This is a genomic window from Thermostichus sp. MS-CIW-40 (genome assembly GCF_054058315.1).
In genome coordinates this window covers 66,466-90,710 of sequence record NZ_JBSSAC010000004.1, presented here as the reverse complement: position 1 = coordinate 90,710, position 24,245 = coordinate 66,466, and the positions used below count along the sequence as shown (strand labels likewise).

Here is a 24,245-nt window from a genome sequence, read left to right as displayed (position 1 = left end):
CAACGGTAAATGTCTGCCGCCGAGCATTCTGAATTGACAGCAACGGAACCGTCACAATGTCCTCCGATCTGAGACCTCCCTTTCGACCTGTACGGCCCCCCAGACCCAGCTCAACCGGCGAGGCCAAGGGATCCCTGTCATCAGCGAAAGCTCAGGATCCTGCGGCAGCTCCTGGTGCTGTTCGCGACAGCGGGACGGAGTCCTTGCAGCCTGTTGTCAGTACCACTGCTAGCTTGGAAGAAAAGAAAGAGCGAGTCTGTTTGGAACCCATCCCCCCGCCTGGGGAGAAGATGCAATACCGAGCCATCGGCCTCATCGAAGGGCAATACATCCCCTCCCCAGAGCACTTTACCCGCGGGATTTTGCGCACCTCGGATGGCTTGGATCTGAATGCCGTATTGCTGGGCCGGGTGATGAGCCTGGTACGCAAGCATCTACGGCCGGAACGCAACTATCTGTGGGTGGTTTATCCTCGCACCCGCGACAAAACCGAAGATCTGCACGTGCAGTTGCTGGGGGTGTGGGCCCCAGAAGAAATGGGGCGAACTCTCCCCGAGGGATCCCGTCCAACAGTGGTGCCGGATTGGTTTTCCATCCGGGGCGAGGTCGTTTTTCAATCGCAGGAGAAAGGGTTCATCATTGTCAAGATCCGTCAATCGGGCAAAAAAGCTTCCGCCAACTCTCCCTCTCAGCGAGTCCAGAAGGATGGAGCCGCAGCCCCCAAGCCCCAAGCCTTTAAATTGCGCCTGATCGGATCCCTGCCGGGCAAAGGGGTAGGCAATTTCTGGGATCTGCAGGTGCGCCGCCGCGGATCCCTGCTCTATGTGGAGGCGGGCACTCCCATCGGCCCAGTACTCAAAACGCCGCCGCGCCCACGCCTGAAGCGTTCAACCCCCCGACTCCAGAAGGGCCCTCTCCCCCCGCCGCGAGGGCAGCAGCCCATTTCCAATCCACAAGTGTATCCGCCGCGGGATCCCACAAAAGTACCCAAGCCGGTTAAGAGAAAACGCCCATAAACTGGGCTAGCAGATCCTGCTTTAATGGAGCTTTTCATGTTGACCTTCTTGTTGTGAACCATTCTTTTACCCTGGTTAGGCCGTGGCAGAACCAACTCCTCCCAACAAACCTCCCAACAAAGATGAATTCATTTCGCCTCGCTATCCCTACTGGGGCGAAGTGAGGCCGCAGAACCTAGTTTTTGATGCCAACCTGCAGGAATTTAGCAATAAAGTGTCCTTGATTTGTAGCTTGGAAACCGGGGGCAAAATTACCCCGGAAGAAGCCTACCGGCAAATCAAGAAGCTGTGGAAACAACTCAAGCAGACCAAAAAAGCCATCTTGGACGATCCCCAGTGGAAGGAGTCTCCCCCCGACTTGCCGGAAGAGTAGCCGGCTGGATCCTGGCTAACCGCAAACGGTGTACACTGGGCGCGGACGCCGGGCTTAGTCAGGGAAGATGAGGACTTTTCCTTCGCCGGAGGCGCTTCGTCGGCTGCCAGCAGGGGCTGCGGATGGGGCCATCATTCTGGGCACGTTGGTTCTCCTGGCCTTGGTGGCGCAGGTGGGAGTGGGGGCTTTTGAGCGGTTTCAGCCTCCGGCGGTGGTGCCCCGGATCGACTTGGATCCGCGCAACCTGCCCTACTATGCGGCCCGCTCCACCTTGCGCATGTTCATTGCCTTGGCCTTTTCCACCCTTTTTACCTTGATCTATGGCTACATTGCTGCCAAAAGTCGCTGGGCCGAGCGCATTTTGATCCCTCTGTTGGATGTCTTGCAATCGGTGCCGGTGTTGGGATTTCTCTCCATTACGGTTACCGGTTTCATTGCTCTGTTTCCTGGCAGCTTGCTGGGGCTGGAGGCGGCTTCTATCTTTGCCATCTTCACCAGCCAAGTCTGGAACATGACCTTTTCCTTCTACCAATCCCTGCGCACGCTGCCTCAAGAGTTGGTGGAAGCGGCTACCTTGTATCGCCTGTCGGGGTGGCAGCGCTTTACCCAGTTGGAAGTGCCGGCGGCAATGGTGGGCCTCATCTGGAACGCCATGATGAGCTTTGGCGGAGGGTGGTTCTTTGTGGCAGCCAGCGAAGCCATCAGCGTGCTCAACCAGGAATACACGCTGCCGGGCCTGGGATCCTATGTGGAAGCGGCCGTCCAGGCGGAGGATCTGCCCAAGCTGGGCTGGGCGCTCCTGACCATGGCCGGGGTGATCCTGCTGGTGGATCAGCTCTTCTGGCGGCCTTTGGTGGCTTGGTCGGATAAATTTCGCCTGGAACAGAGCAGCGGGGCTGCTGCCCCCGAATCCTGGCTGTACGATCTGCTGACCACGGCGCGGATCCCGCGGCTGATCGGCAGTTGGCTGTCCCCCTTGGCAGAGTTGGTGGATCGACTGTTGTCCCACTTAACTCGCCCCCGTTGGGTGGATCCCCTCAGTCCTGAGGTCGAGCGACGCCGCGAGCGGCTGCTGACTCAGCTTTCCTGGATAGCTATTGGCGGCATTGGGATTTGGATTGTTTATTTTGTGGCTACCACTGTGGGCTTTGGAGAGGTGATGCTGACCTTCGGGCTAGGGATCCTCACCTTGCTGCGGGTTAGCGTGTTGCTGGTGTTCGCCACGATGATCTGGACTCCCATTGGGGTGGCCATTGGCTTTAATCCAAAACTGGCAAAACTGCTGCAGCCGGTGGTGCAATTTCTGGCAGCTTTCCCGGCCAATTTCCTCTTTCCTTTTGCCACGTTGTTTTTTATCCGCGCCCAGATCAGCATTGAGTGGGGCAGCATTTTGCTCATGTCGTTGGGGGCACAGTGGTACATCCTTTTCAACTCCATTGCCGGCGCCCAGAGCATCCCCACGGACTTGCGAGAAATGGCTGTGGATGTGGGCCTGCGGGGATGGCAGCGCTGGCGAAAGCTGATCATTCCAGGGATCTTTTCCGCCTGGGTCACCGGGGGAGTCACGGCCAGCGGCGGCGCTTGGAACGCCAGCATTGTCTCGGAGATTGTGGCCTGGGGATCCACCACCCTCAAGGCTACAGGATTGGGCACCTACATTGCCGAGGCAACCTCGGTGGGGGACTGGCCCCGCATCACCTTGGGCATTGGCATGATGAGCTTGTTTGTGGTGGGCCTTAACCGCCTCTTCTGGCGACGGCTGTATCGGTTGGCAGAAGAAAAATATCACCTTTAGTCTTTTCAGTTTCTGAGGCAATCTCTCTATGAGCTCTGCAGCTTCCCCCGTTTTGATCGAGGTCGAGAAAGTCTACAAGCGCTTTCCTTTGCCAGAGGGCAAGGGGGAGTTTACCGTTTTAAGCCAGATTGACCTGCAGGTGCGGGCTGGGGAAGTCTTGGCTCTGCTGGGCCGCAGCGGCAGCGGCAAAAGCACCCTTCTGCGCATCATGGCGGGCCTGATCCCCCCCAGCCAAGGGCGGGTGCTGAGCAACGGCCAGCCTCTACGCGGGCCTAACCCCGATGTGGCGATGGTGTTTCAGAGCTTTGCTCTCCTACCCTGGCTGACCGTGCAAGAAAATGTGGAGCTGGGGCTGCAAGCCCGAGGGATCCCCCGCGAGATCCGCCGGCAAAAGGCCCTGAAGGCCATTGACCTGGTGGGCTTGGATGGGTTTGAGAACGCTTACCCCAAGGAGCTTTCGGGGGGGATGAAGCAGCGGGTGGGCTTTGCCCGCGCCTTTGTCCTAGAGCCCAAGGTGCTGTTTATGGATGAGCCTTTTAGCGCTTTGGACGTGCTGACGGCGGAAAACCTGCGGGGGGAAATTGATGAGCTGTGGAATGCGCAAGCCTTCCCTTCCCAAAGCATCCTTATCGTTACCCACAACATCGAAGAGGCGGTGTTTTTGGCAGATCGGGTGGTGATTCTGGGATCCAACCCGGGGCGGATCCGGGGGGAGGTGAGAATAGATCTGCCGCGGCCTCACGAGCGCACGGATCCCCGCTTTAAGTCCTTGGTGGACTACATCTACGAGATCATGACCAACCCCGAAATTGCTGTTACCGGAGAGGTGGCTCTGCCTGCGCTGGCTGGTGATAAGACCACTTCCCCCTATGCCCTGCCTCTGCCCCATGCGCGGGTGGGCGGGATCAGCGGTCTGCTGGAGTTGATCGTGGAGTGGCCGCAAGGGCGGGCGGAGATTGCCGATTTGGCCGAGCGGCTGCAACTGGCCGTGGACGATCTGCTGCCGATTTTGGATGCGGCGGTGCTGTTGGGCTTTGCCGAGGTGGCCAGCGGGGTGGTGCAACTGACCGAAATTGGCCAGGACTTTGCCAACACCACCATCCTGCGCAGCAAGGATCTCTTCCGACAACAGCTATTGGCACGGGTTCCCGTGTTCCGCAGCATCTTGCAGACTCTGGAAGAAAAAGGCAGCCGCTCCATGCGAGCGGACTTCTTCTTGGATCTTTGGGACGAACACTTCCCCCACGCTGAAGCCGAGCGGCAGTTTGCCACCGCCATTGACTGGGGACGCTATGCAGAGCTGTTTGAGTACGACGCCTCGGAAGAACGTCTCTATCTGCCGGAGCCAAGCGAGAGCTCCACTGCTCAAAAGCCTGTCGGTCTCAACTCTCGTTCCGACTGAAGCGCATCTGGCTCTGCCTTTTTCAAAGCTGCATCGTAGAGCGGAGGTATGGCGCCAATTCCAGAAAGTCCCAAAATCTGCCACATTACCCATGTAGACAACTTGCAAGGGATTTTGACATACCCCCCCGCTTTTAGGCAGGGGATTCTTGTTACTGGTTCTGCGACAGCACTTGAAATCATGGCCTGGGAACTTCAAGGCCTATGCCGCAGCCTGCCGGCGGGGGGAAGTCCAACCGGGCAAAATGTTCGTTTTCGAGACCGGAAACCTGACCAATCCGCGCTACATCATCAATTTCCCCACAAAACGCCACTGGCGGGGGAAGTCGAGGATTGAGGACATCGAGGCCGGGCTACAGTCCCTTGTGGAAGAGATCAGGCGTCTTGGCCTACATTCGGTTGCTCTGCCACCCCTGGGTTGTGGCCTCGGTGGTCTCAGTTGGCCGGATGTTCGCTCCCGCATCGAGTGGGCGCTGGCAACGCTCCCAGATGTGCGCATTCTTGTTTTTGAGCCGACTGAGGTTCAGCCTTTGCCGAAGAGCATGCGCCGTGGGCAGGTTCCTACCCTAACTCCGGGAAGAGCGGTGCTGGTGGGCCTTATGGAGCGCTATGTAAACGGTCTACTTGTTCCGTTTGTCTCTTTGCTTGAGCTGCACAAGCTGATGTACTTCCTGCAGGAAGCCGGGGAGCCGCTTCGCCTGCGATTTACAAAGGGCGTTCATGGACCCTACGCCGAGAACTTGCGGCATGTTCTCAAAGAAATCGAGGGATATTACATCTCTGGGTACGGCTCGGGCGGTGATCGACCAGACAAGAAGCTGGAGCTGGTGCCTGGCGCCATCGAGGAGGCCCACAGCTATCTCGCCGATCAGCCAGAGACGAGAGAACGCTTTGAGCGTGTCAGTGACCTCGTGGAGGGCTTTGAGTCGCCCTATGGTCTAGAATTGCTGGCTACTGTCCACTGGATCGTGACTCGTGGGCACCCTTCTACGACGGCAGAGTTGGTGGAAAGCTTCTACGCCTGGGGAGATAGAAAACAACAATTCAGTAGCAAACAGATCCTGCTTGCCGCTCGAGTTTTGGCAGAGAAGGGGTGGTTCAAGGCACTTCCAACAGAGTCGCTTGCGGCCAGCCGAAGCCAGTTCGAAACACGGCCCTAGCGCTCTGCACTACTTCCGGTCTGGAACCTGCGAACACGACTACCCCTTGCCTGCAGCAAGTACCTACTCATAAATCCAGCTTTGGGCAACCGGTGTCCAGCTCACCAATTCCGACTCATCGAACCAAAGGGCGATCTCCCGCTGCGCGGTTTCAACTCCATCGGAGCCGTGAATGAGGTTGCGGCCAATGTCGATGCCAAAATCGCCGCGAATGGTGCCCGGTTCTGCCTCCAGGGGGTTGGTCTTGCCGATGAGCTTACGGGCGGCAGCAATCACCCCTTTGCCCTGCCAGACCATAGCCACCACCGGCCCCGAGGTAATGAACTTCACCAAACTGTGGAAGAAGGGGCGCTCCTTGTGTTCGGCGTAATGGGCTTCCGCCAGCTCTTGGCTCACTTGCACCAGCTTCAGGCCCACCAATTGGTAGCCCCGGCTCTCCAGGCGCTGGATGATGGTGCCCACCAGCCCCCGCTGCACGCCGTCTGGCTTGATGGCAATAAAGGTGCGCTCCATGGGATCTCCCCTCGTTTTACAGATCTTCACCGCTATCCTTGTACCGGATCGGGGATCCCGAGCGCAAGGGAGCAAAATTAGCGCTTTTTACGCGCCCACCACTGCCAAGGTCAGGAAGGCAGCCCCCACCACTGTAATCGCCCAGCCGGCCCAGCGAGTTAAGCCAGGGATCCGCAACCCCCAGCCTTCTGCTGCCCAAAGGGCCAGGAGAGCTACCCCATACTGGACGGTGCTCAACCCCAGTAGATATCCCACCCAAGGCATGGGTTGGGCGCCGATAATGGTTTCGGCGTAGGCATAGCCATGGAATAGCCCCGCCAGGGATCCCCCTATTAGCAAGAGCCAACTTGGGATCTGCCGCGGTTGCACCAGCAGCAAGCCGAAGAGAACCACGGAAGAGGCAATGGCCAGCTCCGTCAGTCCCAGGGGATCCCAGCCGGCCAGGTGGATCCCAGTGCCCACCAGACCCGCTAGCACAAAGCCCAGCGGGATCCCGTAGCGCCAGGGCTGCCCCGCCGCAACAAAACCGATGGCCACGACGAAGGCCAGGTGATCCAAGCCAATGACAGGGTGAGCTAGCCCAGAGAGAAATCCCTCCCAGGCCGTTGCAGGCAGTTTCCCTCCCAGGGCGTGGTGGGCAAAAGCCGGCGAAAAAAACCCCGTAACTGCCAGTGCACCCCCAGCAGCGGCAAAGCTGGGGATCCCTTCCTTCCGCCACCGCCCAAGCGGCGATGGGACTTGCTGCCACAGCCAAGACATGCTTTTGGACCTCCCTGAGTTCTCTCAATAGCTGCCCAGATCTCCCAGTCTAGGGGCGCTCTCTGTACCCTTGCAGATTCTCCGGCTCAAATTGGCGCAGAATCCGAGTGGCTTCGCGGATGCGGGGCTCGCTCTCTTCTTCCACAATGAGCACATACTTGCCTGCGTCTAGGCGGTTGCGGTAAGCCAAAGCATCGCCGGAGCCACTGGACAAGCCCACTCCGCCGCCGACGAAAAAGCTGCCCATGGCCCCGCCCATCGCGCCCAATAGGCCGCCGATCAGGTGGTTGCCTATAGGTCCCGCCCAGGCAAAGGTATCCAAACCACTCAAAACGCTGAACCCCACCCCAGCCAAAAAGCCAAAGGGCACCAACCAAATGGCCAAACGCTGCATCTGACGGCGGGCGGCTCGGGCCGGATCGATCAGCCCAAACTCATCGGCGGTTTTGTAGCCTCGCCCCAGTAGGTGCAATCGCTCTAGCGGGAAGCCCGCTCGCTCCAGGGCGCTGTAGGCCGCCTCAGCGGCCATACGATCCGGCAGTACCGCGATCAAATAGCTCATGGATGCGGAGAGCCAATCAGTTCCGTACTTCATTGTCTGCCAAGTTTGAGCGAGGATCCCTGTGACCCAGTCTGGCTCCACTAGCGCTCCATCTACTAGCCTCTACCAGCGCTTTTACGAAGTGGTGCGGCGGATCCCGCCGGGCCGAGTGGCCACCTATGGGCAGGTGGCGCGGGTTGCCGGTTACCCCGGCTATGCTCGCCAGGTGGGCTATGCTTTGTTTCGCCTGCAAGGCCAAAACACCGACATCCCTTGGCACCGGGTGATCAACGCCCAGGGCTGCATTTCCTACTCCCCTTTTCGCCTGGGCTACGACGACCTGCAGAAAGCGCTGCTGCAAGCCGAAGGGATCCACTTCGACGCCGAGGGCCAGGTGGACTTGCAACAATTTGGCTGGGATCCAGGGGAAGTTTAACCTAGGCTTGACCTAACCTTAAACAGGTCATAGCGAAACCCCAATCCCAGCCTTGGTAACGTGAACGCGGATGCGTCCTCTCTTGTGGATGGAGTGAAGGAATTGTCATGAAACCAGCTTGCCGTGCTCGAGGGTCTGCCCCTGCCAAGAGATGGCTCCCGGATTGGCTGAACCCTCTGGCCAGGTCCCTGTGGGTCGGGTTGTGGTGTTTGGTGCTGAGCCTGGCCAGCGCCTGCGGTAGCAGCAGCTCGGTTCCCCCAACCGGCGGAGGGGCTGGGTTTATCGCCTCGGATCCCAATGTGGCTCTCTCGACTCAGCCGCCCGCTTTTACCCTGCAAATCCTACATGCCAGCGACTTGGAAGCCTCGATCGCTGCCGTACAAGATGCGCCGCGCTTCTCGGCGGTGGTGAATGCTCTGCGCCCCCAATTCCCAAATACGGTGGTGCTCTCCAGTGGGGACAACTATATCCCCAGCCCCTTCTACAACGCCAGCACGGATCGGTCTCTGCAAGGCCGTTACAACCTCACCCCTGGCAAAGCCGATATCGAGATCATCAACGCCATTGGCTTTGAGGCGGCTGCCTTCGGCAACCACGAGTTCGACCAGGGCACGCGCCAAATTCGCGACCTCATCCGGCCCGACACTGGCCGCGGCTACGCTGGGGCTCGTTTTCCCTACTTGAGCGCCAACCTCAGCTTCAGCGGTACCGGGGAATTGGCCAGCGCTGACTTTGCCGCCGATGGCCAAGAGGCCAGCTCCATTCGAGGCAGAATTGCCAAGACAGCAGTGATTACCGTAGGAGGGCAGCGAATTGGCTTGGTGGGAGCCACCACCACTCGCTTGGCTGCCATTTCCAGCCCCGGCCCAGAGGTGAGGGTGGAAGGCAGAGTGGACGACACCGACCAGGTAAGTGCTGCCCTGATCCAGGGCTTTGTCGATCAACTCACTGCCCAAGGCATCAACAAAATTATCCTCCTGGCCCACCTGCAACAGTTGCAAAACGAGGTGAGCCTAGCCAGCCAATTGCGAAATGTGGACATCATCATTGCCGGCGGATCCCACCGGGTGATTGCCAAGCCCACCGACCGCCTGCGCACCGATTTGCCGGATACCCGCACGGGTGACTACCCCATCTTGCGCTCCTCCGCCAGTGGTCAACCGGTGGCGGTGGTCAACACCGGCTCCAACTATCGCTACGTGGGCCGCCTGGTGGTCAGCTTTGACGCCAACGGGGTTATTGCCCGCATTGACCCGGTGAGCGGTGCCTATGCCACCGACGACCAAGGGGTAGCAGCTGTCAGGGGCACCCCCAATCCTGACGTGGTTCGGGTGGCCAATGAGATCGGCAACATCATCCGCACCAAGGATGGCCGCACCTTTGGCTCCACCACTCAATTTCTCAACAGCCTGCGGGCAGAGGTGCGCACCGAGGAAACCAACCTGGGCAACCTCACTGCCGATGCCAACTTGGCCTACGCCAGAACGGTCGATCCTTCTACGGTTATCTCCCTGAAAAATGGCGGTGGCATTCGCGCTCCCATTGGGGCTACCACCGGCGGCGGCGGCGGTGAGCCGGTGCGGCGCATCCCACCGGTGGCTAACCCTGAAGCCGGCAAGCAGTCCGGTCAAATCTCTCAGCTGGACATCGAAACGGCCCTTGCTTTTAACAACGGCCTCTCTCTGTTGACCGTCACCGCTGAGGAACTGAAGCAGATAGTGGAACACGGGGTGGCGCAAACCCAGCCGGGAGCTACGCCGGGCCGCTTCCCCCAAATTGGCGGCTTTGCCTTTAGCTTTGATCCCTCGCGGCCACCGGGATCCCGCGTCCTCTCCTTGCGGGTGGATACGCCCACAGGTCGGGATGTGGTGGTGCGCAACGGCCAAGTGCAAGGGGATCCCAGACGCACCTTCCGCCTGGTGACCCTGGACTTCTTGGCCAATGGTGGGGATGACTATCCCTTCCCTCGCCTGTCTAACCCCAACCGGGTCAACTTGGCCCCCAGCTCTGGCATTACCTTCGACACCCCCGGCAGCGAGCAAGATGCCTTGGCTCGGTATTTGCGGCAGATCGGCGTGTTCACCCAAGCAGACACCCCGCCTGCCCAGGATACCCGCATCCAGAACCTGTCGGCCCGCCCAGATACGGTGCTGCAAGGGCTGTAGATTGGGTTAATGGACTGGGGCGGATGGATCCGGAGGAGTAGGGATTCCGATGCCAGACTCACTTCTTGCAAAAGGGGAGATTGGCTTGGATGAGTTGCCTCAGCAGCGTGCCGGAGAAATGTCTTGAGCTTTTTAGGAAGGGATCCCTGGCCAGTGTCAAGGATCCCTTTTCTTTTTCCCACTTCCATCCCCGCTGTTGTTGCTTGGCAAGGCTTACACGAATGCCCGGACGGGCTGTGAACCTTTTGGGCATTGCTCCCAACAAATTCATGGATTCTGTATACGAATCGAATTGCAGATTGAAGGAGGAATCATTACCATCAAGGGTGACGTTCGCTCCTTTTGCTGTTCATGACCCTGGAGACGTTTTTTACCCAGCTCAACGCCAATGGCTTAGCCATTGCGCTTTTGCTCTTTGCCACCCCTTGGGTGGTTTGGGTTCTCTGCGACTGGATCCCAGGCCAATGGGAGGAGCCTTTTTTGCTCAGCTTAAGTATCGGCTTGGGAGCGGTAACTCTTGTCCTCTGGGCGGGCTACTTGGCCTATGCCACCAACACCGCCGGCTGGCAGGCGGTGGTGAAGCAGGCGGATATGTTCTTGCTGCTGGTGCCTCCCTGGACTTTTCTTAGCTCCATCTGGGTGGCGCGGCAGCGCATGCCTCTCTCGCGGGTGCCGGCTTTTCGCACCTTGCAAGGGATCGGCATTTTGGCGGCAGTCTATCTTATTTTTTCTTGGCTCAGTCGCCGGGTTTATCTTGTCTTCTTTTCCCGCCTACCCTTCTCGGCTTTCCTGTGGATCCTGGCGGGGCTGTTGGGGGTAGCCTACATTGGCTATCGCATCATCTTCGGGGATCCGCCCAAGTACCCGCCTGAAACCTGAGGGGACGGACAGCAGGGAGTGACATACTCCCGCACTCATGCTGACGCATAGAGTGCGGGCTTCTCAGTGACTCCTGTGAAGGACGTTTCCTGAGCTTTAAGAACGGGATGCCCCACCGCTCTGTATTTGATGTTTATCGCCGCGTTGTGGTCTCGGTGTAGTTCCAGTCCACAATGCGGGCAAGAGTGCCACCTGTCTTGAATGGTCTTCGGTACCTTTTGGCCGCACCGAGAGCAGTTTTGGCTTGTGCCGTTTGGATCCACTGCGATCACCCTCAGCCCAGCTCTTTCAGCCTTGACTGCGAGAATCCGCAGGAATTGCCCCCACCCGGCATCATAAGTAGATTTCGCTAGTTTGGTTCTGGCAATACCTTTGATGTTGAGCGCCTCATACGCAATATGCTTTCCCTTGCTTACCAGCTTCTTGGCTGTTTTGTAGTGGAAGTCTTTACGCTGGTTGGCCACCCTGAGATGAGCCTTGGCCACCCGCTTCAGGGCTTTCTTGTGACGGTTTGATCCTCTCCTCTTGCGAGACAAGGCCCGCTGCAACCTCTTGAGCCTGAGCTCTGCCTTGCGATAGTGCTGGGGAACTGGAACAGACTCCCCCGTGTCGGTTACCAAAAAGGAGTCCAGCCCCATGTCGATCCCCATGGTGTTCTCCAGTGTTGGCAGGTCAGGAGTGAACTCGGGGACAGACGTATCTTGCAGGCTTAATGTCACATACCACCCGTCCGCTTTGCGGGTGATGGTAGCAGTCTTGATGACAAAACCGTCAGGCAAAGGACGGTGCTGAATCAGCTTAACTGTGCCAATCTTGGGCAGATGAATGAACTTCCCCTGAATGCAGTCCTGCTTCATCTGGGGGAAGGTGAAGGAACGATACCGGCCCACCCCCTTGAATCTCGGCCTCCCTGTCCTCTTGCCGTTGTGGTCGCCTTTCAGCCAGCGGTCGAATACTTTGTGCACTCGCTCTACGCAATCTTGGAGGACTTGCGCATGGACTGTTTGGTATTCGGGGAACCTTGCCTTGGTATTCACCAGATCCCGTTTTTGGGAGTAGTAATCAGGCCTGTCTTTCAGTTCAGGCAAATGACAGATTAAGGGGCAAGCTTTGATATCACAGCGGTTTTGCTCCCACCAGTTAAACCGCTCTGCCAACCGATAGTTGTACTGCTTGCGCAACAGCTCCAGCCACTGATCCATCAGGGCAACCTGGCTGGGCGTAGGCCGCAGGCGGTACTGATAAGTAGTCCTCATCTTAAGCGTGCCTAGAAACCGCTACACTGATTATAGCACCAGTAAGGATTAGCAGCCATGAAGCATGATTTTGTTTCCAGCGGCAGAGCTGTATCTGATTTGAAGGCACACTTGGTCTTAACCACCAAGTACCGACGCAAGGTATTTACTAGAGAAATGTTGCAGCGATTGCATGAAGTTATGTATGACCTCTGCCAAAAGTGGGGCTGCAAACTTATTGAGTTTAACGGCGAGGCAGACCATATTCATCTGCTGTTCCAGTACTATCCGCAGATAGATTTGTCCAAGTTGGTAAACAACATTAAATCCGTCTCTAGCCGTAGGATGAGAAGCGAGTTTGCGGACTACATCAGCAAGATATATCGGAAAAATGTACTGTGGAATGAATCTTATTTCATCGCTTCATGTGGTGGGGTGACGGTCTCGGTTTTGTGCCAGTACATTGAAAACCAAGGAACTCCCGCCTCTCATCCCGACCCTCGTCCTGCGGACAGAGGGCGGGGCTTCTCGGCGGACTAGCTAAAATCAAGGGAGACCTTTTGCAACTTGGCAATGGTGACCGTCCCTCTGACTTCAGCCCTGAATATCGACTATCGTCCTCTGCAGGAGCTGTTATCGGCGGGAGCCTGGCTGGAGGCGGATCGGCTGAGCCTACAACTGCTATGTCGGGCGGCAGGAGAGGGGGCGGCGCGGCGGGGCTGGCTGTATTTTTCCGAGGTGAGCCGGATTCCGGTGGAGGATTTGCGAACGATTGATCACCTGTGGCGAGTGGCCTCTGGGGATCGCTTTGGCTACTCGGTGCAGCGGCAACTGTGGCTGGGGGTGAACCGCAACTGGGAGCGCCTCTGGCCGCTCATTGGCTGGAAGCAGGGCTACCACTGGACTCGCTACCCCGACGAGTTTACCTGGGATCTGTCTGCCCCCAAAGGCCACCTACCCCTTTCCAACCAACTGCGGGGGGTGCGGGTTCTGGAGGAGTTGCTCACCCACAAGGCTTGGGAAGAAGCTTCTGGCTGAGCATCCCTGGTTACTGGCTGAATCATAATTGGACTGGACTGTGGCCGAGCAACTGCAACTGACTCAATTTCCCGACCTGCCCGTCGATCTGGCCCAAGCCTGCGAACAAGCCATTCGGGCAACTCGCTTGGCCATGCAAGCGGGGTATCGCCGCCTGCTGATCGAGATCCTCGCCCCCGACCTGAAGCCGGAGGTTTTGGCTCGCCCTTTTTTGGAACTTGTGCAGCCACCGGCTTTGGTGCTATTTAGCGATGCCGGCGGAGCGGCTCTGGCGCAGCGGGAATGGGGATCCCTACCCGAAGGGATCGAATTGCAGAGCCTGACTTCCCGCACTCAACCTACCCCAGAACAGAGCATCCTGCTGGTGATGCCCGCGGTTTACAGCTTGGATCAGGTGGAGCGGGTTTGCCAAGCGGTCAGTGGCGGGGATCCCTCTGGGCTGACTTCCAAAGGACGGGATCCCAAACCCGTCGTGCTGCTCAACCCCCAATTGCAGGATGCCGCCACCGTGGGTGTGGGTCTGGCCGGTCGCCGACTGCGGCAGCGGTTCCTGAGCACCTTTGAGACCAGCTACTACCTGCGCTCCCTGGTGGAGGGGGCCCTGTTTCGGGCCTATCCGGATCCCTGGAGCGTGTGGCAGCAGGAAGAGCCCGGCCTCTACAGCGTCTTGAAGACTTTTATTGCCCAGCCCACCGGCGAGGAAGTGGCCGAACTGTTCAGGGCCAGCAAGGGAAAGGATCCCTGGTGGAGCTGGCGGCGCTGGCTGGGATCCCTGTGAGGGTCAGGATCTCATGGGGAGAGAGGCCAGGGGTGAGGGTTAGTACTATCTCAAACTCTTTTAATAAAGACTATAAAGCTCCCCGCCTCATCTCTATTTCGGTGATATGATCACACCACGCTAGGAGTGTCTGGGGATTATCCCCAGGCTGAGATTACATCCTCAGAACCTGATCTGGTTCATACCAGCGTAGGAAAGCGAGCACTGGAGTTGACAACATGCGCAGCGAATGGGTTGCCCGTCGCCGTGGGCAAGCAAACGTAACGCAAATGCACTTTGCCCGTCAGGGCGTGATTACCGAAGAGATGGAGTATGTGGCCCAGCGGGAAAACCTGCCGCCGGAACTGATCCGCTCGGAAGTGGCCCGGGGTCGCATGATCATCCCTGCCAACACCAATCACACCAACCTCGAGCCGATGTGCATTGGGATCGCTTCCCGGTGCAAAGTCAATGCCAACATTGGCGCTTCCCCTACTTCTTCCGGCTTGGCCGAAGAGCTGGAAAAGCTGAAATTGGCCATCAAATACGGCGCCGATACCGTTATGGATCTGTCCACCGGCGGGGGCGATTTGGATGAAATTCGCACAGCCATTATCCAAGCTTCTCCAGTGCCCATTGGCACGGTGCCCATCTACCAGGCCCTAGAAAGCGTGCACGGCAACGTCGAAAAACTTTCTGCAGAAGACATCTTGCATGTTATCGAAAAACAGGCCCAGCAGGGGGTGGACTACATGACCATCCATGCCGGGATCCTGATCGAATATCTGCCGTTGGTACGCCACCGCCTGACGGGAATTGTTTCTCGTGGGGGTGGGATCCTGGCCCGCTGGATGTTGGCCCACCACAAACAAAACCCGCTTTATACCCACTTCCGCGACATTATCGAGATTTTCAAGAAATACGATGTTTCTTTTAGTCTGGGAGATTCTTTGCGACCGGGATGTTTGCACGATGCCTCTGATGAGGCGCAACTGGCGGAGTTGAAAACCCTGGGCCAGCTGACCCGCATGGCCTGGGAGCACGATGTGCAGGTGATGGTAGAAGGGCCGGGGCACGTGCCGATGGATCAAATTGAATTCAACGTGCGCAAGCAAATGGAGGAGTGCGACGAAGCTCCCTTCTACGTTTTGGGGCCTTTGGTAACCGATATTGCGGCAGGCTATGACCACATCAGCTCCGCCATTGGGGCGGCCTTGGCTGGCTGGTATGGTGCGGCAATGCTCTGCTACGTCACCCCCAAGGAACACTTGGGTTTGCCCAATGCTGAGGACGTGCGCAACGGCTTAATTGCCTATAAAATTGCCGCCCATGCTGCCGATATTGCCCGTCATCGCCCCGGTGCCAGGGATCGGGATGATGAGATGTCGAGGGCTCGCTATAACTTCGACTGGAACCGGCAGTTTGAATTGTCTTTGGATCCAGAACGCGCCAGAGAATATCACGACGAAACCTTGCCGGCAGATATCTACAAAACGGCAGAGTTTTGCTCTATGTGTGGGCCAAAGTTTTGCCCTATGCAAACCAAGATGGATGCAGAGGCTTTGAGCGAGCTGGAGCGGTTCTTGGCCGCGCAGCCAACAGGATAAGTCTTGGTTCATCCCCAATCCAATGGGTTGAAACCATCTTCTGTCCTGCCTATGGACTGGATTGGGATCCCTGTCTCAAGTTCTCAAGAAGTCAGGTCTAGAGCCCTGTCTTGCTCCGGGGATCCCTGCCCTTTGCGGCGGGGAGTGTGTCAAGCTGATCTGTAGAAGAACCATTGCAGTTGGCTCACTTGAGCACAGAGGATGACATGGCACTTAGACAACTCGGGCATGTCGCCATCCGGGTAGAGGACATTCCCAAGGCGGTGGAGTTCTACCAAAGGCTGGGCATGGTTAACGTCTGGCAGGATCCCGACTGGGCCTACATGAAGGCAGGAGAGGATGGGCTGGCACTGCTGGGGCCGGGCTATCGCGCAGCAGGGCCTCACTTTGGCTTTGTCTTCGACAGCATAGAGGAGCTCCAGCAAGAACACCAACGCCTGAAATCCCAAGGGATCCCGGTAGGGGCCATTCACACCCACAGGGATGGCACGGCCTCTTTCTACGGCAAGGATCCCGACGGCAACCTGTTTGAGTTTTTGTATGAACCTGCGGGAACCTTCGACCAAGCCAAGGCAGCCCAAGCCACAGCTTGACTTAGCACCTTGAGGGCGCTCCCCCAAGTACTCTCAGTTTGTCCAACGCAAAGGGATCCTCTTGTACACAGGGGATCCCCTTTTTGACCGGCTTTAGGAATACCCCTTGCCCAATTTGAATCGGCAGGAGCTGCCCACTCAGTCACCAGATCTGCTGGAGGTTTGCACGTACAAAATCACCAGGAAGATGGCGGGCACCAGAACGACTAAGAGAGTGGCCAAGATGCCCAGGTAGTTCGTCTCCATAACTCACAAATGCCACAAGCCCAACTGGCAGTCAGCATACCACTCTGAGGTGCGACTTGCCCAAAGGGAAAACGGGCGGGCCAAGGCTAGGGCTTGGTTTTGACGGAAACATCCCCCAGCACTTTGGTCTGGCAGGCAAGGCGGTAGCTATCGGGCTTGCGCTTGAGCTTGCGGTTTTCTGCCTCGGTGCGAGGGGAGAGATGCTCGGATCCCTCGACAATCTCCACCACACAGGTGCCACATTGGCCGTTGCCGCCGCAGTTGAGCAGCTTGGCCATCATTTTGTAGAGATCGATCTGGTTTTCCAGAGCCTTCAAGCGCAAGTTAGCGCCTTCAGCGACGAAGATCTCTCGGTTCTCGTTGACGAAGCGAATCGTTGCCATACCCCTGCCAGAAACCACGACACCTTTCAGCCTGAGCCAGGAGAGCGCTCACAGTTGCTAAGTATTGTAACATTTTAAGTCATATTTTTAATCTCTGGCGAGAGATCTGGGATGATGATGCCTAAAGTGAGACGGCATCCTGCCTGAAGCCACTCAGGTCGGTAGCGTTTCGTTATACTGTTTGATGCCCGCGATGGAAATTCTGAGAGCGATATCCTCTTGGGTGCGCTCAGGGGTTCAAGCGGGTGCGGTACCCCCCGACTCTGAAGAGACTGCTCGGGTCAGGATCCTAGGTAAGATGTCGGCTTAATTGTTTGACTGGATATCGCGTAAGTGTTGGAGAACGTGGAGGACCGAGCTTTATGGGACTACCGTGGTATCGGGTCCATACGGTTGTACTGAATGACCCAGGTCGCCTGATCGCGGTTCACCTGATGCATACCGCTCTGGTAGCAGGTTGGGCCGGGTCGATGGCGCTCTATGAGACGGCCATTTTCGATCCGTCGGATCCTGTCCTAAATCCGATGTGGCGTCAGGGCATGTTTGTCATGCCATTTATGGTTCGCCTGGGGGTGGTCAACTCCTGGGGCGGTTGGAATATCTACGGCGAGAGCGTAGCCAATGCGGGCTTCTGGACGTTTGAAGGGGTAGCTACTGCTCATATCGTTTTGTCCGGATTGCTCTTCTTGGCGGCCTGCTGGCACTGGGTGTACTGGGATCTGGAGCTGTTCCGGGATCCCCGCACCGGCGAGCCGGCTTTGGATCTGCCGAAAATATTTGGGATCCACCTGCTGTTGGCCGGGATCCTCTGCTTTGGGTTTGGCGCCTTTCACCTGACGGGGGTGTTTGGCCCGGGGATGTGGGTGAGCGATCCCTATGCGACGACGGGGCACGTCCAGCCGGTAGCACCGGAATGGGGGCCAGCCGGTTTTAACCCCTACAACGCCGGAGGGGTGGTGGCCCACCACATTGCTGCAGGCATCGTGGGCATCATTGCAGGTCTATTTCACATCACGGTACGCCCACCCCAGCGCCTCTATCGCGCTCTGCGGATGGGGAACATCGAGACGGTGCTTTCCAGCTCGATTGCGGCGGTGTTTTTTGCCGGTTTTGTGGTGGCCGGAACCATGTGGTACGGCAGCGCCACTACCCCTGTGGAGCTGTTTGGTCCCACCCGCTACCAATGGGATTCTGGCTATTTCAACCAGGAGATTAACCGCCGGGTAAATGCGGCTATGGAAGCCGGGATGACCCGCAGCGAGGCCTACAACTCCCTGCCCAAATCTTTGCTCTTCTACGACTACGTGGGCAACAGCCCGGCCAAGGGGGGTCTGTTCCGAGCTGGCCCCATGAACAAAGGGGATGGCATTGCCATCGAGTGGCTGGGCTACCCGGTGTTCCGTGACCGCGAAGGGCGCGAGCTAACGGTGCAGCGGATGCCCAACTTCTTCGAGACCTTCCCGGTTATTCTGCGGGATGCCGATGGGGTGGTGCGGGCAGACATTCCCTTCCGTCGGGCAGAGTCTCGCTATAGCTTTGAGCAGGTGGGCGTGACGGTGGAGTTTTACGGCGGCAAGCTGGACGGTCAGGTGTTTACCGACCCGGCAACCGTCAAGAAATATGCCCGCCAGGCCCAGTTGGGTCAGTTGTTTGAGTTCGACCGAGAAACCCCCAAGGCGGACGGCACCTTCCACACCAGCCCCCGCGGTTGGTTTACCTTTGCTCACGCGGTCTTTGCCCTGCTGTTCTTCTTTGGCCACATCTGGCACGGCGCCCGTACCCTCTTCCGGGATGTGTTCGCCGGTATTGACCCCAATATGAGCGAGGAAATGGTGGAGTTCGGCGTCTTCCAGAAAGTAGGGGATCCCACCACTCGCAAGGTTCAGGAAGCCTAGAGCCCTTTTCGGCGATGCCGTCGGCACTCTGCTTCACTTTGGAGATGGGGTGCTGGCGGCTCTGAGTTAATCTGGAATCAAGCCCCCTTAGAAATGGAGGTTTTGTATGGAAGCCATCACCTACACCTTTATCCTGTTTTTGACGTTGGGCCTTCTGTTTTTCGCGGTCGCCTTTCGGGAAACTCCGAGAATTACCAAGAAGTAACCCAGGGTAGTGGCTGCCGTTCCTGCTGTGCCGGGCTCAAGCAAGGCAGAGGGAAGGTCAGTCTCTTTTGAGATTTGTGGTTTAGGCTTAGTTCTGGATGGGGCCGGAGCTCTCTCCGGCTTTCCTATTTGCGGTTGGGTAGCGGCAACTCGGAATGGAGTGATTCCAAAATAAGATTCCAAAATAAATAGTCAAGTAGCGGCAACCTGAGGATCCTTCCTTTTGGGAGAGGAGGGGGGAGTTCTCAGAGCTACTGAGACCCTTTTCGGTACTCTTCAGTACTCTGTAGGAGAACGCTTGTCCTACTGCTCAAATTGAACTCGCTAAGGATGCCTTAGGATGGCTTTTGGGATCCCAGAGACAGCTTAGCTTGGGTTCAGATTCAAGATTGGGTTAACGATGGCAACAGTGCTGCTGGTGGAAGATGATCCGATCAACGCCCGTGTTTTTGAGAAGGTGTTGCGACGGCGGGGAGGTTTTGAGGTCTTTCACAGCCAGGATGTGGAGCAGATTTTGAAGCTGGCCCAGGGGCACGAGGTGGATGTCATTTTGTTGGATGTTTCCCTGTCCCAGAGCACCTTTCGCGGCGAGGCGGTGGACGGGATCCGCATTGCCCAACTGTTGAAGGCGGATCCGAAAAGCCGCTCCATCCCCATCATTTTGGTGACGGCCCATGCGATGCGCGGCGACCGCGAGGCATTTTTGGCCCAGAGCGGGGCAGATGGCTACATTGCCAAGCCGGTGGTGGATCATGAGGAGATGGTGAATCAAGTTCGCCAGGTGTTGTCTCGAGGGCCGGGGCAGGGGTGAGTTCTCCTGGAGAAGAGTTAGGCGGCGAAGCTGTGCAAAATCGACTGCCAGAAGGGGATCCCATCCTGCCCTGGCAAATCGGGATCTGCTGCCCGCTCAGGGTGGGGCATTAAACCCAGAATCCGACCGCTGGGATCGCAAATGCCGGCAATATTATCCACAGAGCCGTTGGGCGCAACCGGAGCATAGCGAAAGACGATCTGCCCTCGATCCTGCAACTGCTTGAGGGTATCCGGATCACAGGTGTAGCGGCCTTCCCCATGGGCGATGGGCAGGGTTAGGGTGGATCCCTGGGGATACGCGCTTGTCCAGGGGAGATCCTGCCGTTCTACACGGATCCCCACTCGGTCGCAGATAAAGTGCAGGTTGGCATTGCGCACCAGTGCCCCCCGCAGCAGTCCTGCCTCTGTCAAGATCTGAAAGCCATTGCAAATGCCCAGCACATAGCCCCCTCGCGCCGCGTGCTCCTTCAGGGATCCCATCACCGGAGCAAAACGAGCGATGGCCCCACAACGCAAATAATCCCCATAGCTGAAGCCCCCCGGCAGCACCACCACATCCAGCTCCGACAAATCCGTCTCTCGGTGCCAGATCAGCCGCGTTGGGCAGCCCAAGAGGCCGCGGGTTACCCAGGCTACATCTCGGTCGCAGTTGGAACCCGGAAAAACAACAACGCCAAACCTCACGCCAGCCATTGGGATCCCTTAAGTGAGAGGAAAGAAGATGGTCAGATTAGAGGGATGGAAGAGGGGTTGGGGGTATTCTTGGAATGGCCATCAGATCAACCCCAAATCGCGTGAACCCATCAAATTAACCACCGATGGCAGCCACTTGGATTTGATAAGTCTCAATCACCGGGTTGGCCAGCAGTTGATGGCACAGCTCATCCACCTGGCGGTGGGCGGTCTCGGCGTCGGGGGCCTCTAGCTGCAGTTGGATATGCTTGCCAATGCGCACCTGCTGTACCTGGGTATGCCCCAGCTGATGCAAGCTGGACTGAACCGCAGCCCCGGCGGGATCGAGAACAGAGGGGCGTAGGTGAATCTGAATCTGGGCCTGGAACTGCATAGAATAAAGGCTGGATCTGTTACCAGTGTATCAGTCGGATCATCACAGCTTTGGGTTCAGTCATGGATGCGTCGCGCGTGGTGGCCATTGCCCACAACGTTTTCCGGGAAACGATTCGGGATCGGATTCTCTACCTGGTGATGGTATTTGCGGTGGCCATGCTGGGAGCCACTGTTTTGATCCCGCAGGTGGCCAACCAGGCCCACAACAAAATCATTGCCGACCTGGGGTTGGCAGCCATTCACTTCTTCGGCCTGATCGTGGCCATTTTCGTGGGCACAGGGCTGGTGAATAAGGAGATTGAAAGACGCACGGTGTATGTGCTGATCGCCAAACCCATGAGCCGGGCAGAGTTCATTGTCGGCAAGCATCTGGGCCTATCGGCGCTGCTGTCGGTGCTGGTGCTGCTGATGACGGTTGTGTTTCTGCTGAGCTTGCTGCTGATGCAGGCCCCGATCCCCCTTTTGGCCATTCTCTGGGCAACAGTCTTCACTTTCTTAGAGCTGGTGCTGATCGTTGCCGCAGCCCTGCTGTTCGGGGTTTTCACTTCCTCGATTCTGGCCACCCTCTACACCATTGCCCTGTTCCTGATGGGCCATGCCAGCCGCGCCCTGCTGCAACTGAGCAAGCTGGTGAAAGATGCCGGATTTGGCAAACTGTTTGAGGTGATTTATTTGATCCTGCCGGATTTGGAGCGCCTCAATTTGAGAGATGCTGCGGTTTACGGCCAAGTTCCGCCCCCAGCAGAACTTCTCGGAGATGCACTGTACGGCTTGGTTTACACCCTTTTGCTGCTGATTCTGGCAGTGTTGGTGTTCGCCCGGCGTGAGTTCTGACGTTACCTCTTCCCCCATGCGTTTTTTCCACTTCTATACGCCCGAACAGGTGCCTTCATCTGAGATCCCGGAGTGTGCGGTGGCCATTGATGTGCTGCGGGCCACCACCACCATTGCCACAGCGCTGGCAGCAGGAGCAGAAGCGGTACAGGTGTTTGCCCACCTGCAGCAGCTCCAAGAGGCAAGCCAAAACTGGCCGGCTTCCCAGCGGCTTTTGGCCGGGGAACGGGGGGGCAAAGCGGTGGCGGGGTTTGATCTGGGCAACTCCCCCCTCGACTACACTCCCGACCGCGTGCGGGACAAGCGCATCTTCCTGAGCACCACCAACGGCACGCGCAGCCTACAGCGCCTGGAAGGGATCCCAGTGGTGATTACAGCAGCCCTGGTGAACTTGGGAGCCGTGGTGGATTTTCTCAGACGGGGCTCCTTTGCCGAGGTGTGGCTGGTGGGATCCGGGTGGGAAGGGGCCTTTTCGCTGGAAGATACTGCCTGTGCCGGGGCTATCCTGCATCGCCTGGGCTGCTCTTTGAACCAGTTGGGCAACGACGAGACCTTGGCGGCCTTGGCCCTCTACCAAACTTGGCAGGACGATCTGCTGGGTTTGTTGAGACGCTCTAGCCACGGGCAACGGCTATTGGGTCTGGGGCCGGAAAACGATAAGGATCTGGCCTACTGTGCCGATCTGGATCGTCTCTCGGTGGTGCCCCGACAGGTTCAGCCAGGGGTTTTGGCCAGTGGCGGGTAGATTTTGGACAGGTGGAGCGACCTGTGGATCCCACCACCCTCTGGGCTGGAAGTAGGCGGCCATTGTCAGCATGGGCTGGATCTCAACAGGCCGGGCGTAGGCTTGGGGATCCTTCCACGCCAGATATGGTCTTCGGCTAACCTGCTTGTGCCGTGTCGGGAGCGATGCCCAGCGCTTTCTGGTGCAGCCACGCCTGCCATTCTCCTGGGATCAGCTTGTTGTTAAACGCATCGCCAGAAACAAACATATCCCGCTGATTCTGGGCCAACACAAAAATGGAGCGGCGATCGAAATGGGAAGTGAGTTTGTAGAGGGTGTAGGGGCCTTCTGAGTAGAGGGTCAGAGTTTCCTGATCCAGACCGTGGCGGCTGCTTTGGCCATAGGCCCGCAAGACCATGTTGATCAATCGCTCATAGTGCATAGACCGCAGATTAGAAAGCTACACAGAACATAGACAGATATTACGGAAACCGCTGCCAAGGCCTGAGCGGCTCAAGTTAACTCAGCATAACAAATCCTCTTGGATTGCTAGGCAACGCCAACGCGAATGAACAAGATGGGATCCGCACCCATGCAGCGTCAAATGCAGCAGAAAAATGCGGTAGAACTTAAGGCAAGCCATCACGCAACCCTCTTGCACAGGCAGCCCCCCATGGCCAACATGGCGCCCCGCCCACCCCACCCCACAGAGCCTGTCCGCATTGGCATCGTCGGCGCTTCCGGCTACGGAGGGGTGCAGTTGGTGCGGTTACTGAGCGAGCATCCCGGCGTGCAGATCACCTACCTGGCCGGGCAAGACAGCGCCGGCAAGCGCTACGGGGATCTCTATCCCCAGTTGGCCCAGGCGGTGGATCTGACCGTTCAGCCGGTAGAGGTGGATCGTATTGCCGCCAACAGCGATGTGGTGTTTTTGTCTCTCCCCAATGGGCTGGCTGCCGAGCTGGCCCCGCCCTTGCTGGCCAAAGGGTGCAAAGTCTTAGATCTGTCGGCGGATTACCGCTTTCGCAACCTGGCCACCTACCAATCTTGGTACCGCATGGGTCAGACGGATCCCAACTGGCCCAGCCCTGCCTATCGCCAGGCCAATGAGCAGGCGGTCTATGGGTTGCCGGAACTTTATCGCGAGGCGATTGCCCAAGCCCAACTGGTGGGCTGTCCCGGCTGTTATCCCACTGCCTCATTGTTGGCGGTTGCCCCTCTGCTGCGGCAGGGGTTGGTGGAGCTGGACAGCCTCATTTTCGATGCCAAATCCGGCGTTTCGGGGGCAGGTCGTACCCCCAAGGTGGGATCCCTGTTTGCCGAAGTGGACGGCTCTCTGGCAGCTTATGGAGTGGCCCAGCACCGCCATACGCCCGAGATCGAGCAAGCTTGCACCGACCTGACCCACACCCCCATCACCGTGCAATTTACGCCTCATCTGGTGCCCATGGTGCGGGGGATCCACGTCACCTTGTATGCCACTCTGCGGGATCCCGGCTTTGTGGGGGAAGATTTGCTCACCATTTACAATGCTTTCTATCGCCAATCTCCTTGGGTGAAGGTGCTGCCGCGGGGGGTTTACCCGCAAACCAAATGGGTCTCCGGCACCAACACCTGCATGATCGGGGTGGAGGTGGACAGCCGCACCAACCGCGTTATTGTCCTGTCGGTGATCGACAACCTGATGAAAGGGCAAGCCGGGCAGGCAGTGCAGTGTCTCAACTTGATGATGGGATGGCCGGAAACGTTGGGTTTGCCTCGGCTGGCGTTTTACCCCTAGCTATAATGCCCGTGATCCCCTTGAGGCCGG

The 24,245-nt window shown here is 57.8% G+C and carries 28 protein-coding genes and 1 riboswitch; of the genes, 19 read left to right on the top strand and 9 right to left on the bottom strand.

Annotation, left to right across the window (positions count from 1 at the left end; all coding sequences use genetic code 11):
- The first annotated feature begins 290 nt into the window (after positions 1 to 290).
- The 5 genes from ACVWXF_RS02670 to darG all read left to right on the top strand — a co-directional run bounded on the left by ACVWXF_RS02670 (position 291) and on the right by darG (position 5,745).
- Positions 291 to 1,016, top strand: coding sequence for a hypothetical protein (locus ACVWXF_RS02670; protein WP_457473551.1), 726 nt, complete (start codon positions 291 to 293; stop codon positions 1,014 to 1,016).
- An 82-nt stretch (positions 1,017 to 1,098) separates the two neighbouring features.
- Positions 1,099 to 1,389 carry a DUF7219 family protein gene (locus tag ACVWXF_RS02665; RefSeq protein WP_099835047.1) on the top strand — a complete coding sequence of 97 codons (291 nt, stop codon included), beginning with the start codon at positions 1,099 to 1,101 and terminating at the stop codon, positions 1,387 to 1,389.
- 67 nt (positions 1,390 to 1,456) lie between these two features.
- On the top strand, positions 1,457 to 3,184 hold the full coding sequence (locus tag ACVWXF_RS02660; protein WP_457473550.1) for an ABC transporter permease: 1,728 nt from the start codon (positions 1,457 to 1,459) through the stop codon (positions 3,182 to 3,184).
- A gap of 28 nt (positions 3,185 to 3,212) precedes the next feature.
- Complete coding sequence (locus ACVWXF_RS02655; protein WP_414522746.1) at positions 3,213 to 4,586, top strand: ABC transporter ATP-binding protein; 1,374 nt, start codon at positions 3,213 to 3,215, stop codon at positions 4,584 to 4,586.
- A gap of 148 nt (positions 4,587 to 4,734) precedes the next feature.
- Positions 4,735 to 5,745 carry a type II toxin-antitoxin system antitoxin DNA ADP-ribosyl glycohydrolase DarG gene (gene darG, locus ACVWXF_RS02650; protein WP_457473549.1) on the top strand — a complete coding sequence of 337 codons (1,011 nt, stop codon included), beginning with the start codon at positions 4,735 to 4,737 and terminating at the stop codon, positions 5,743 to 5,745.
- Between the two features lie 63 nt (positions 5,746 to 5,808).
- Here darG and ndk read toward each other — a convergent pair whose 3' ends face one another.
- From ndk to ACVWXF_RS02635, 3 genes are all read right to left on the bottom strand, one after another.
- Positions 5,809 to 6,258, bottom strand: a complete 450-nt coding sequence (gene ndk / locus ACVWXF_RS02645) for a nucleoside-diphosphate kinase (protein ID WP_011431937.1) — start codon at positions 6,256 to 6,258, stop codon at positions 5,809 to 5,811.
- Between the two features lie 87 nt (positions 6,259 to 6,345).
- Positions 6,346 to 7,017, bottom strand: a complete 672-nt coding sequence (locus ACVWXF_RS02640) for a HupE/UreJ family protein (RefSeq protein WP_457467129.1) — start codon at positions 7,015 to 7,017, stop codon at positions 6,346 to 6,348.
- Between the two features lie 49 nt (positions 7,018 to 7,066).
- Positions 7,067 to 7,579 (bottom strand): hypothetical protein, encoded by a 513-nt coding sequence (locus ACVWXF_RS02635; RefSeq protein WP_414522914.1) that lies wholly within the window; start codon positions 7,577 to 7,579, stop codon positions 7,067 to 7,069.
- A 61-nt stretch (positions 7,580 to 7,640) separates the two neighbouring features.
- Here ACVWXF_RS02635 and ACVWXF_RS02630 point away from each other — a divergent pair, with 61 nt between their 5' ends.
- The 3 genes from ACVWXF_RS02630 (at position 7,641) to ACVWXF_RS02620 (ending at position 11,038) form a co-directional block, all read left to right on the top strand.
- Positions 7,641 to 7,994: an MGMT family protein gene (locus ACVWXF_RS02630; protein WP_414329999.1), complete on the top strand. Its 354-nt coding sequence runs from the start codon at positions 7,641 to 7,643 to the stop codon at positions 7,992 to 7,994.
- 212 nt (positions 7,995 to 8,206) lie between these two features.
- Positions 8,207 to 10,159 carry a bifunctional metallophosphatase/5'-nucleotidase gene (locus ACVWXF_RS02625; RefSeq protein WP_457473558.1) on the top strand — a complete coding sequence of 651 codons (1,953 nt, stop codon included), beginning with the start codon at positions 8,207 to 8,209 and terminating at the stop codon, positions 10,157 to 10,159.
- A 351-nt stretch (positions 10,160 to 10,510) separates the two neighbouring features.
- Positions 10,511 to 11,038 (top strand): hypothetical protein, encoded by a 528-nt coding sequence (locus ACVWXF_RS02620; RefSeq protein WP_414343588.1) that lies wholly within the window; start codon positions 10,511 to 10,513, stop codon positions 11,036 to 11,038.
- Between the two features lie 35 nt (positions 11,039 to 11,073).
- Here ACVWXF_RS02620 and ACVWXF_RS02615 read toward each other — a convergent pair whose 3' ends face one another.
- Positions 11,074 to 12,294: an RNA-guided endonuclease InsQ/TnpB family protein gene (locus ACVWXF_RS02615; RefSeq protein ID WP_457473548.1), complete on the bottom strand. Its 1,221-nt coding sequence runs from the start codon at positions 12,292 to 12,294 to the stop codon at positions 11,074 to 11,076.
- Between the two features lie 57 nt (positions 12,295 to 12,351).
- On the opposite strand from ACVWXF_RS02615, the gene tnpA reads away from it, so the two are divergent.
- The 5 genes from tnpA to ACVWXF_RS02590 all read left to right on the top strand — a co-directional run bounded on the left by tnpA (position 12,352) and on the right by ACVWXF_RS02590 (position 16,268).
- A complete protein-coding gene (gene tnpA / locus ACVWXF_RS02610) occupies positions 12,352 to 12,813 on the top strand; it encodes an IS200/IS605 family transposase (RefSeq protein ID WP_457440533.1) in 462 nt (153 codons plus the stop codon).
- A 33-nt stretch (positions 12,814 to 12,846) separates the two neighbouring features.
- Positions 12,847 to 13,311 carry a GUN4 domain-containing protein gene (locus ACVWXF_RS02605; protein WP_414389061.1) on the top strand — a complete coding sequence of 155 codons (465 nt, stop codon included), beginning with the start codon at positions 12,847 to 12,849 and terminating at the stop codon, positions 13,309 to 13,311.
- A 28-nt stretch (positions 13,312 to 13,339) separates the two neighbouring features.
- Positions 13,340 to 14,089: a DUF1995 family protein gene (locus ACVWXF_RS02600; RefSeq protein WP_457473547.1), complete on the top strand. Its 750-nt coding sequence runs from the start codon at positions 13,340 to 13,342 to the stop codon at positions 14,087 to 14,089.
- A 112-nt stretch (positions 14,090 to 14,201) separates the two neighbouring features.
- Positions 14,202 to 14,302: riboswitch (TPP riboswitch) on the top strand.
- A gap of 5 nt (positions 14,303 to 14,307) precedes the next feature.
- Positions 14,308 to 15,675 carry a phosphomethylpyrimidine synthase ThiC gene (gene thiC, locus ACVWXF_RS02595; protein ID WP_457473546.1) on the top strand — a complete coding sequence of 456 codons (1,368 nt, stop codon included), beginning with the start codon at positions 14,308 to 14,310 and terminating at the stop codon, positions 15,673 to 15,675.
- A 206-nt stretch (positions 15,676 to 15,881) separates the two neighbouring features.
- Complete coding sequence (locus ACVWXF_RS02590) at positions 15,882 to 16,268, top strand: VOC family protein (protein WP_414399249.1); 387 nt, start codon at positions 15,882 to 15,884, stop codon at positions 16,266 to 16,268.
- 138 nt (positions 16,269 to 16,406) lie between these two features.
- On the opposite strand, the gene psbM is transcribed toward ACVWXF_RS02590, so the two are convergent.
- Positions 16,407 to 16,514: a photosystem II reaction center protein PsbM gene (gene psbM / locus ACVWXF_RS02585; RefSeq protein WP_071818137.1), complete on the bottom strand. Its 108-nt coding sequence runs from the start codon at positions 16,512 to 16,514 to the stop codon at positions 16,407 to 16,409.
- 86 nt (positions 16,515 to 16,600) lie between these two features.
- On the bottom strand, positions 16,601 to 16,897 hold the full coding sequence (locus tag ACVWXF_RS02580) for a 2Fe-2S iron-sulfur cluster-binding protein (RefSeq protein WP_414350488.1): 297 nt from the start codon (positions 16,895 to 16,897) through the stop codon (positions 16,601 to 16,603).
- A 362-nt stretch (positions 16,898 to 17,259) separates the two neighbouring features.
- Between ACVWXF_RS02580 and psbB the strand changes: the two genes are divergently transcribed.
- The 3 genes from psbB (at position 17,260) to ACVWXF_RS02565 (ending at position 19,807) form a co-directional block, all read left to right on the top strand.
- Entirely contained in the window at positions 17,260 to 18,792 is a 1,533-nt protein-coding gene (gene psbB / locus ACVWXF_RS02575; protein ID WP_011431948.1) for a photosystem II chlorophyll-binding protein CP47, read from the top strand.
- A 106-nt stretch (positions 18,793 to 18,898) separates the two neighbouring features.
- Positions 18,899 to 18,997, top strand: coding sequence for a photosystem II reaction center protein T (locus tag ACVWXF_RS02570; RefSeq protein ID WP_011431949.1), 99 nt, complete (start codon positions 18,899 to 18,901; stop codon positions 18,995 to 18,997).
- A gap of 399 nt (positions 18,998 to 19,396) precedes the next feature.
- Entirely contained in the window at positions 19,397 to 19,807 is a 411-nt protein-coding gene (locus ACVWXF_RS02565) for a response regulator (protein WP_457473545.1), read from the top strand.
- Between the two features lie 17 nt (positions 19,808 to 19,824).
- Here ACVWXF_RS02565 and purQ read toward each other — a convergent pair whose 3' ends face one another.
- Both purQ and purS read right to left on the bottom strand, forming a co-directional pair.
- Positions 19,825 to 20,502: a phosphoribosylformylglycinamidine synthase subunit PurQ gene (gene purQ / locus ACVWXF_RS02560; protein ID WP_457473544.1), complete on the bottom strand. Its 678-nt coding sequence runs from the start codon at positions 20,500 to 20,502 to the stop codon at positions 19,825 to 19,827.
- A gap of 115 nt (positions 20,503 to 20,617) precedes the next feature.
- On the bottom strand, positions 20,618 to 20,875 hold the full coding sequence (gene purS, locus ACVWXF_RS02555; RefSeq protein WP_011431952.1) for a phosphoribosylformylglycinamidine synthase subunit PurS: 258 nt from the start codon (positions 20,873 to 20,875) through the stop codon (positions 20,618 to 20,620).
- Between the two features lie 62 nt (positions 20,876 to 20,937).
- Here purS and ACVWXF_RS02550 point away from each other — a divergent pair, with 62 nt between their 5' ends.
- Positions 20,938 to 21,711, top strand: coding sequence for an ABC transporter permease (locus ACVWXF_RS02550; protein ID WP_457473543.1), 774 nt, complete (start codon positions 20,938 to 20,940; stop codon positions 21,709 to 21,711).
- 16 nt (positions 21,712 to 21,727) lie between these two features.
- Positions 21,728 to 22,456 (top strand): 2-phosphosulfolactate phosphatase family protein, encoded by a 729-nt coding sequence (locus ACVWXF_RS02545; protein WP_457473557.1) that lies wholly within the window; start codon positions 21,728 to 21,730, stop codon positions 22,454 to 22,456.
- A 136-nt stretch (positions 22,457 to 22,592) separates the two neighbouring features.
- Here the strand turns inward: ACVWXF_RS02545 and ACVWXF_RS02540 are convergent, their stop codons facing one another.
- Entirely contained in the window at positions 22,593 to 22,877 is a 285-nt protein-coding gene (locus tag ACVWXF_RS02540) for a hypothetical protein (RefSeq protein ID WP_011431955.1), read from the bottom strand.
- Positions 22,878 to 23,108: 231 nt separating this feature from the next.
- Between ACVWXF_RS02540 and argC the strand changes: the two genes are divergently transcribed.
- Positions 23,109 to 24,215 carry an N-acetyl-gamma-glutamyl-phosphate reductase gene (gene argC / locus ACVWXF_RS02535; RefSeq protein ID WP_011431956.1) on the top strand — a complete coding sequence of 369 codons (1,107 nt, stop codon included), beginning with the start codon at positions 23,109 to 23,111 and terminating at the stop codon, positions 24,213 to 24,215.
- Positions 24,216 to 24,245 lie beyond the last annotated feature (30 nt).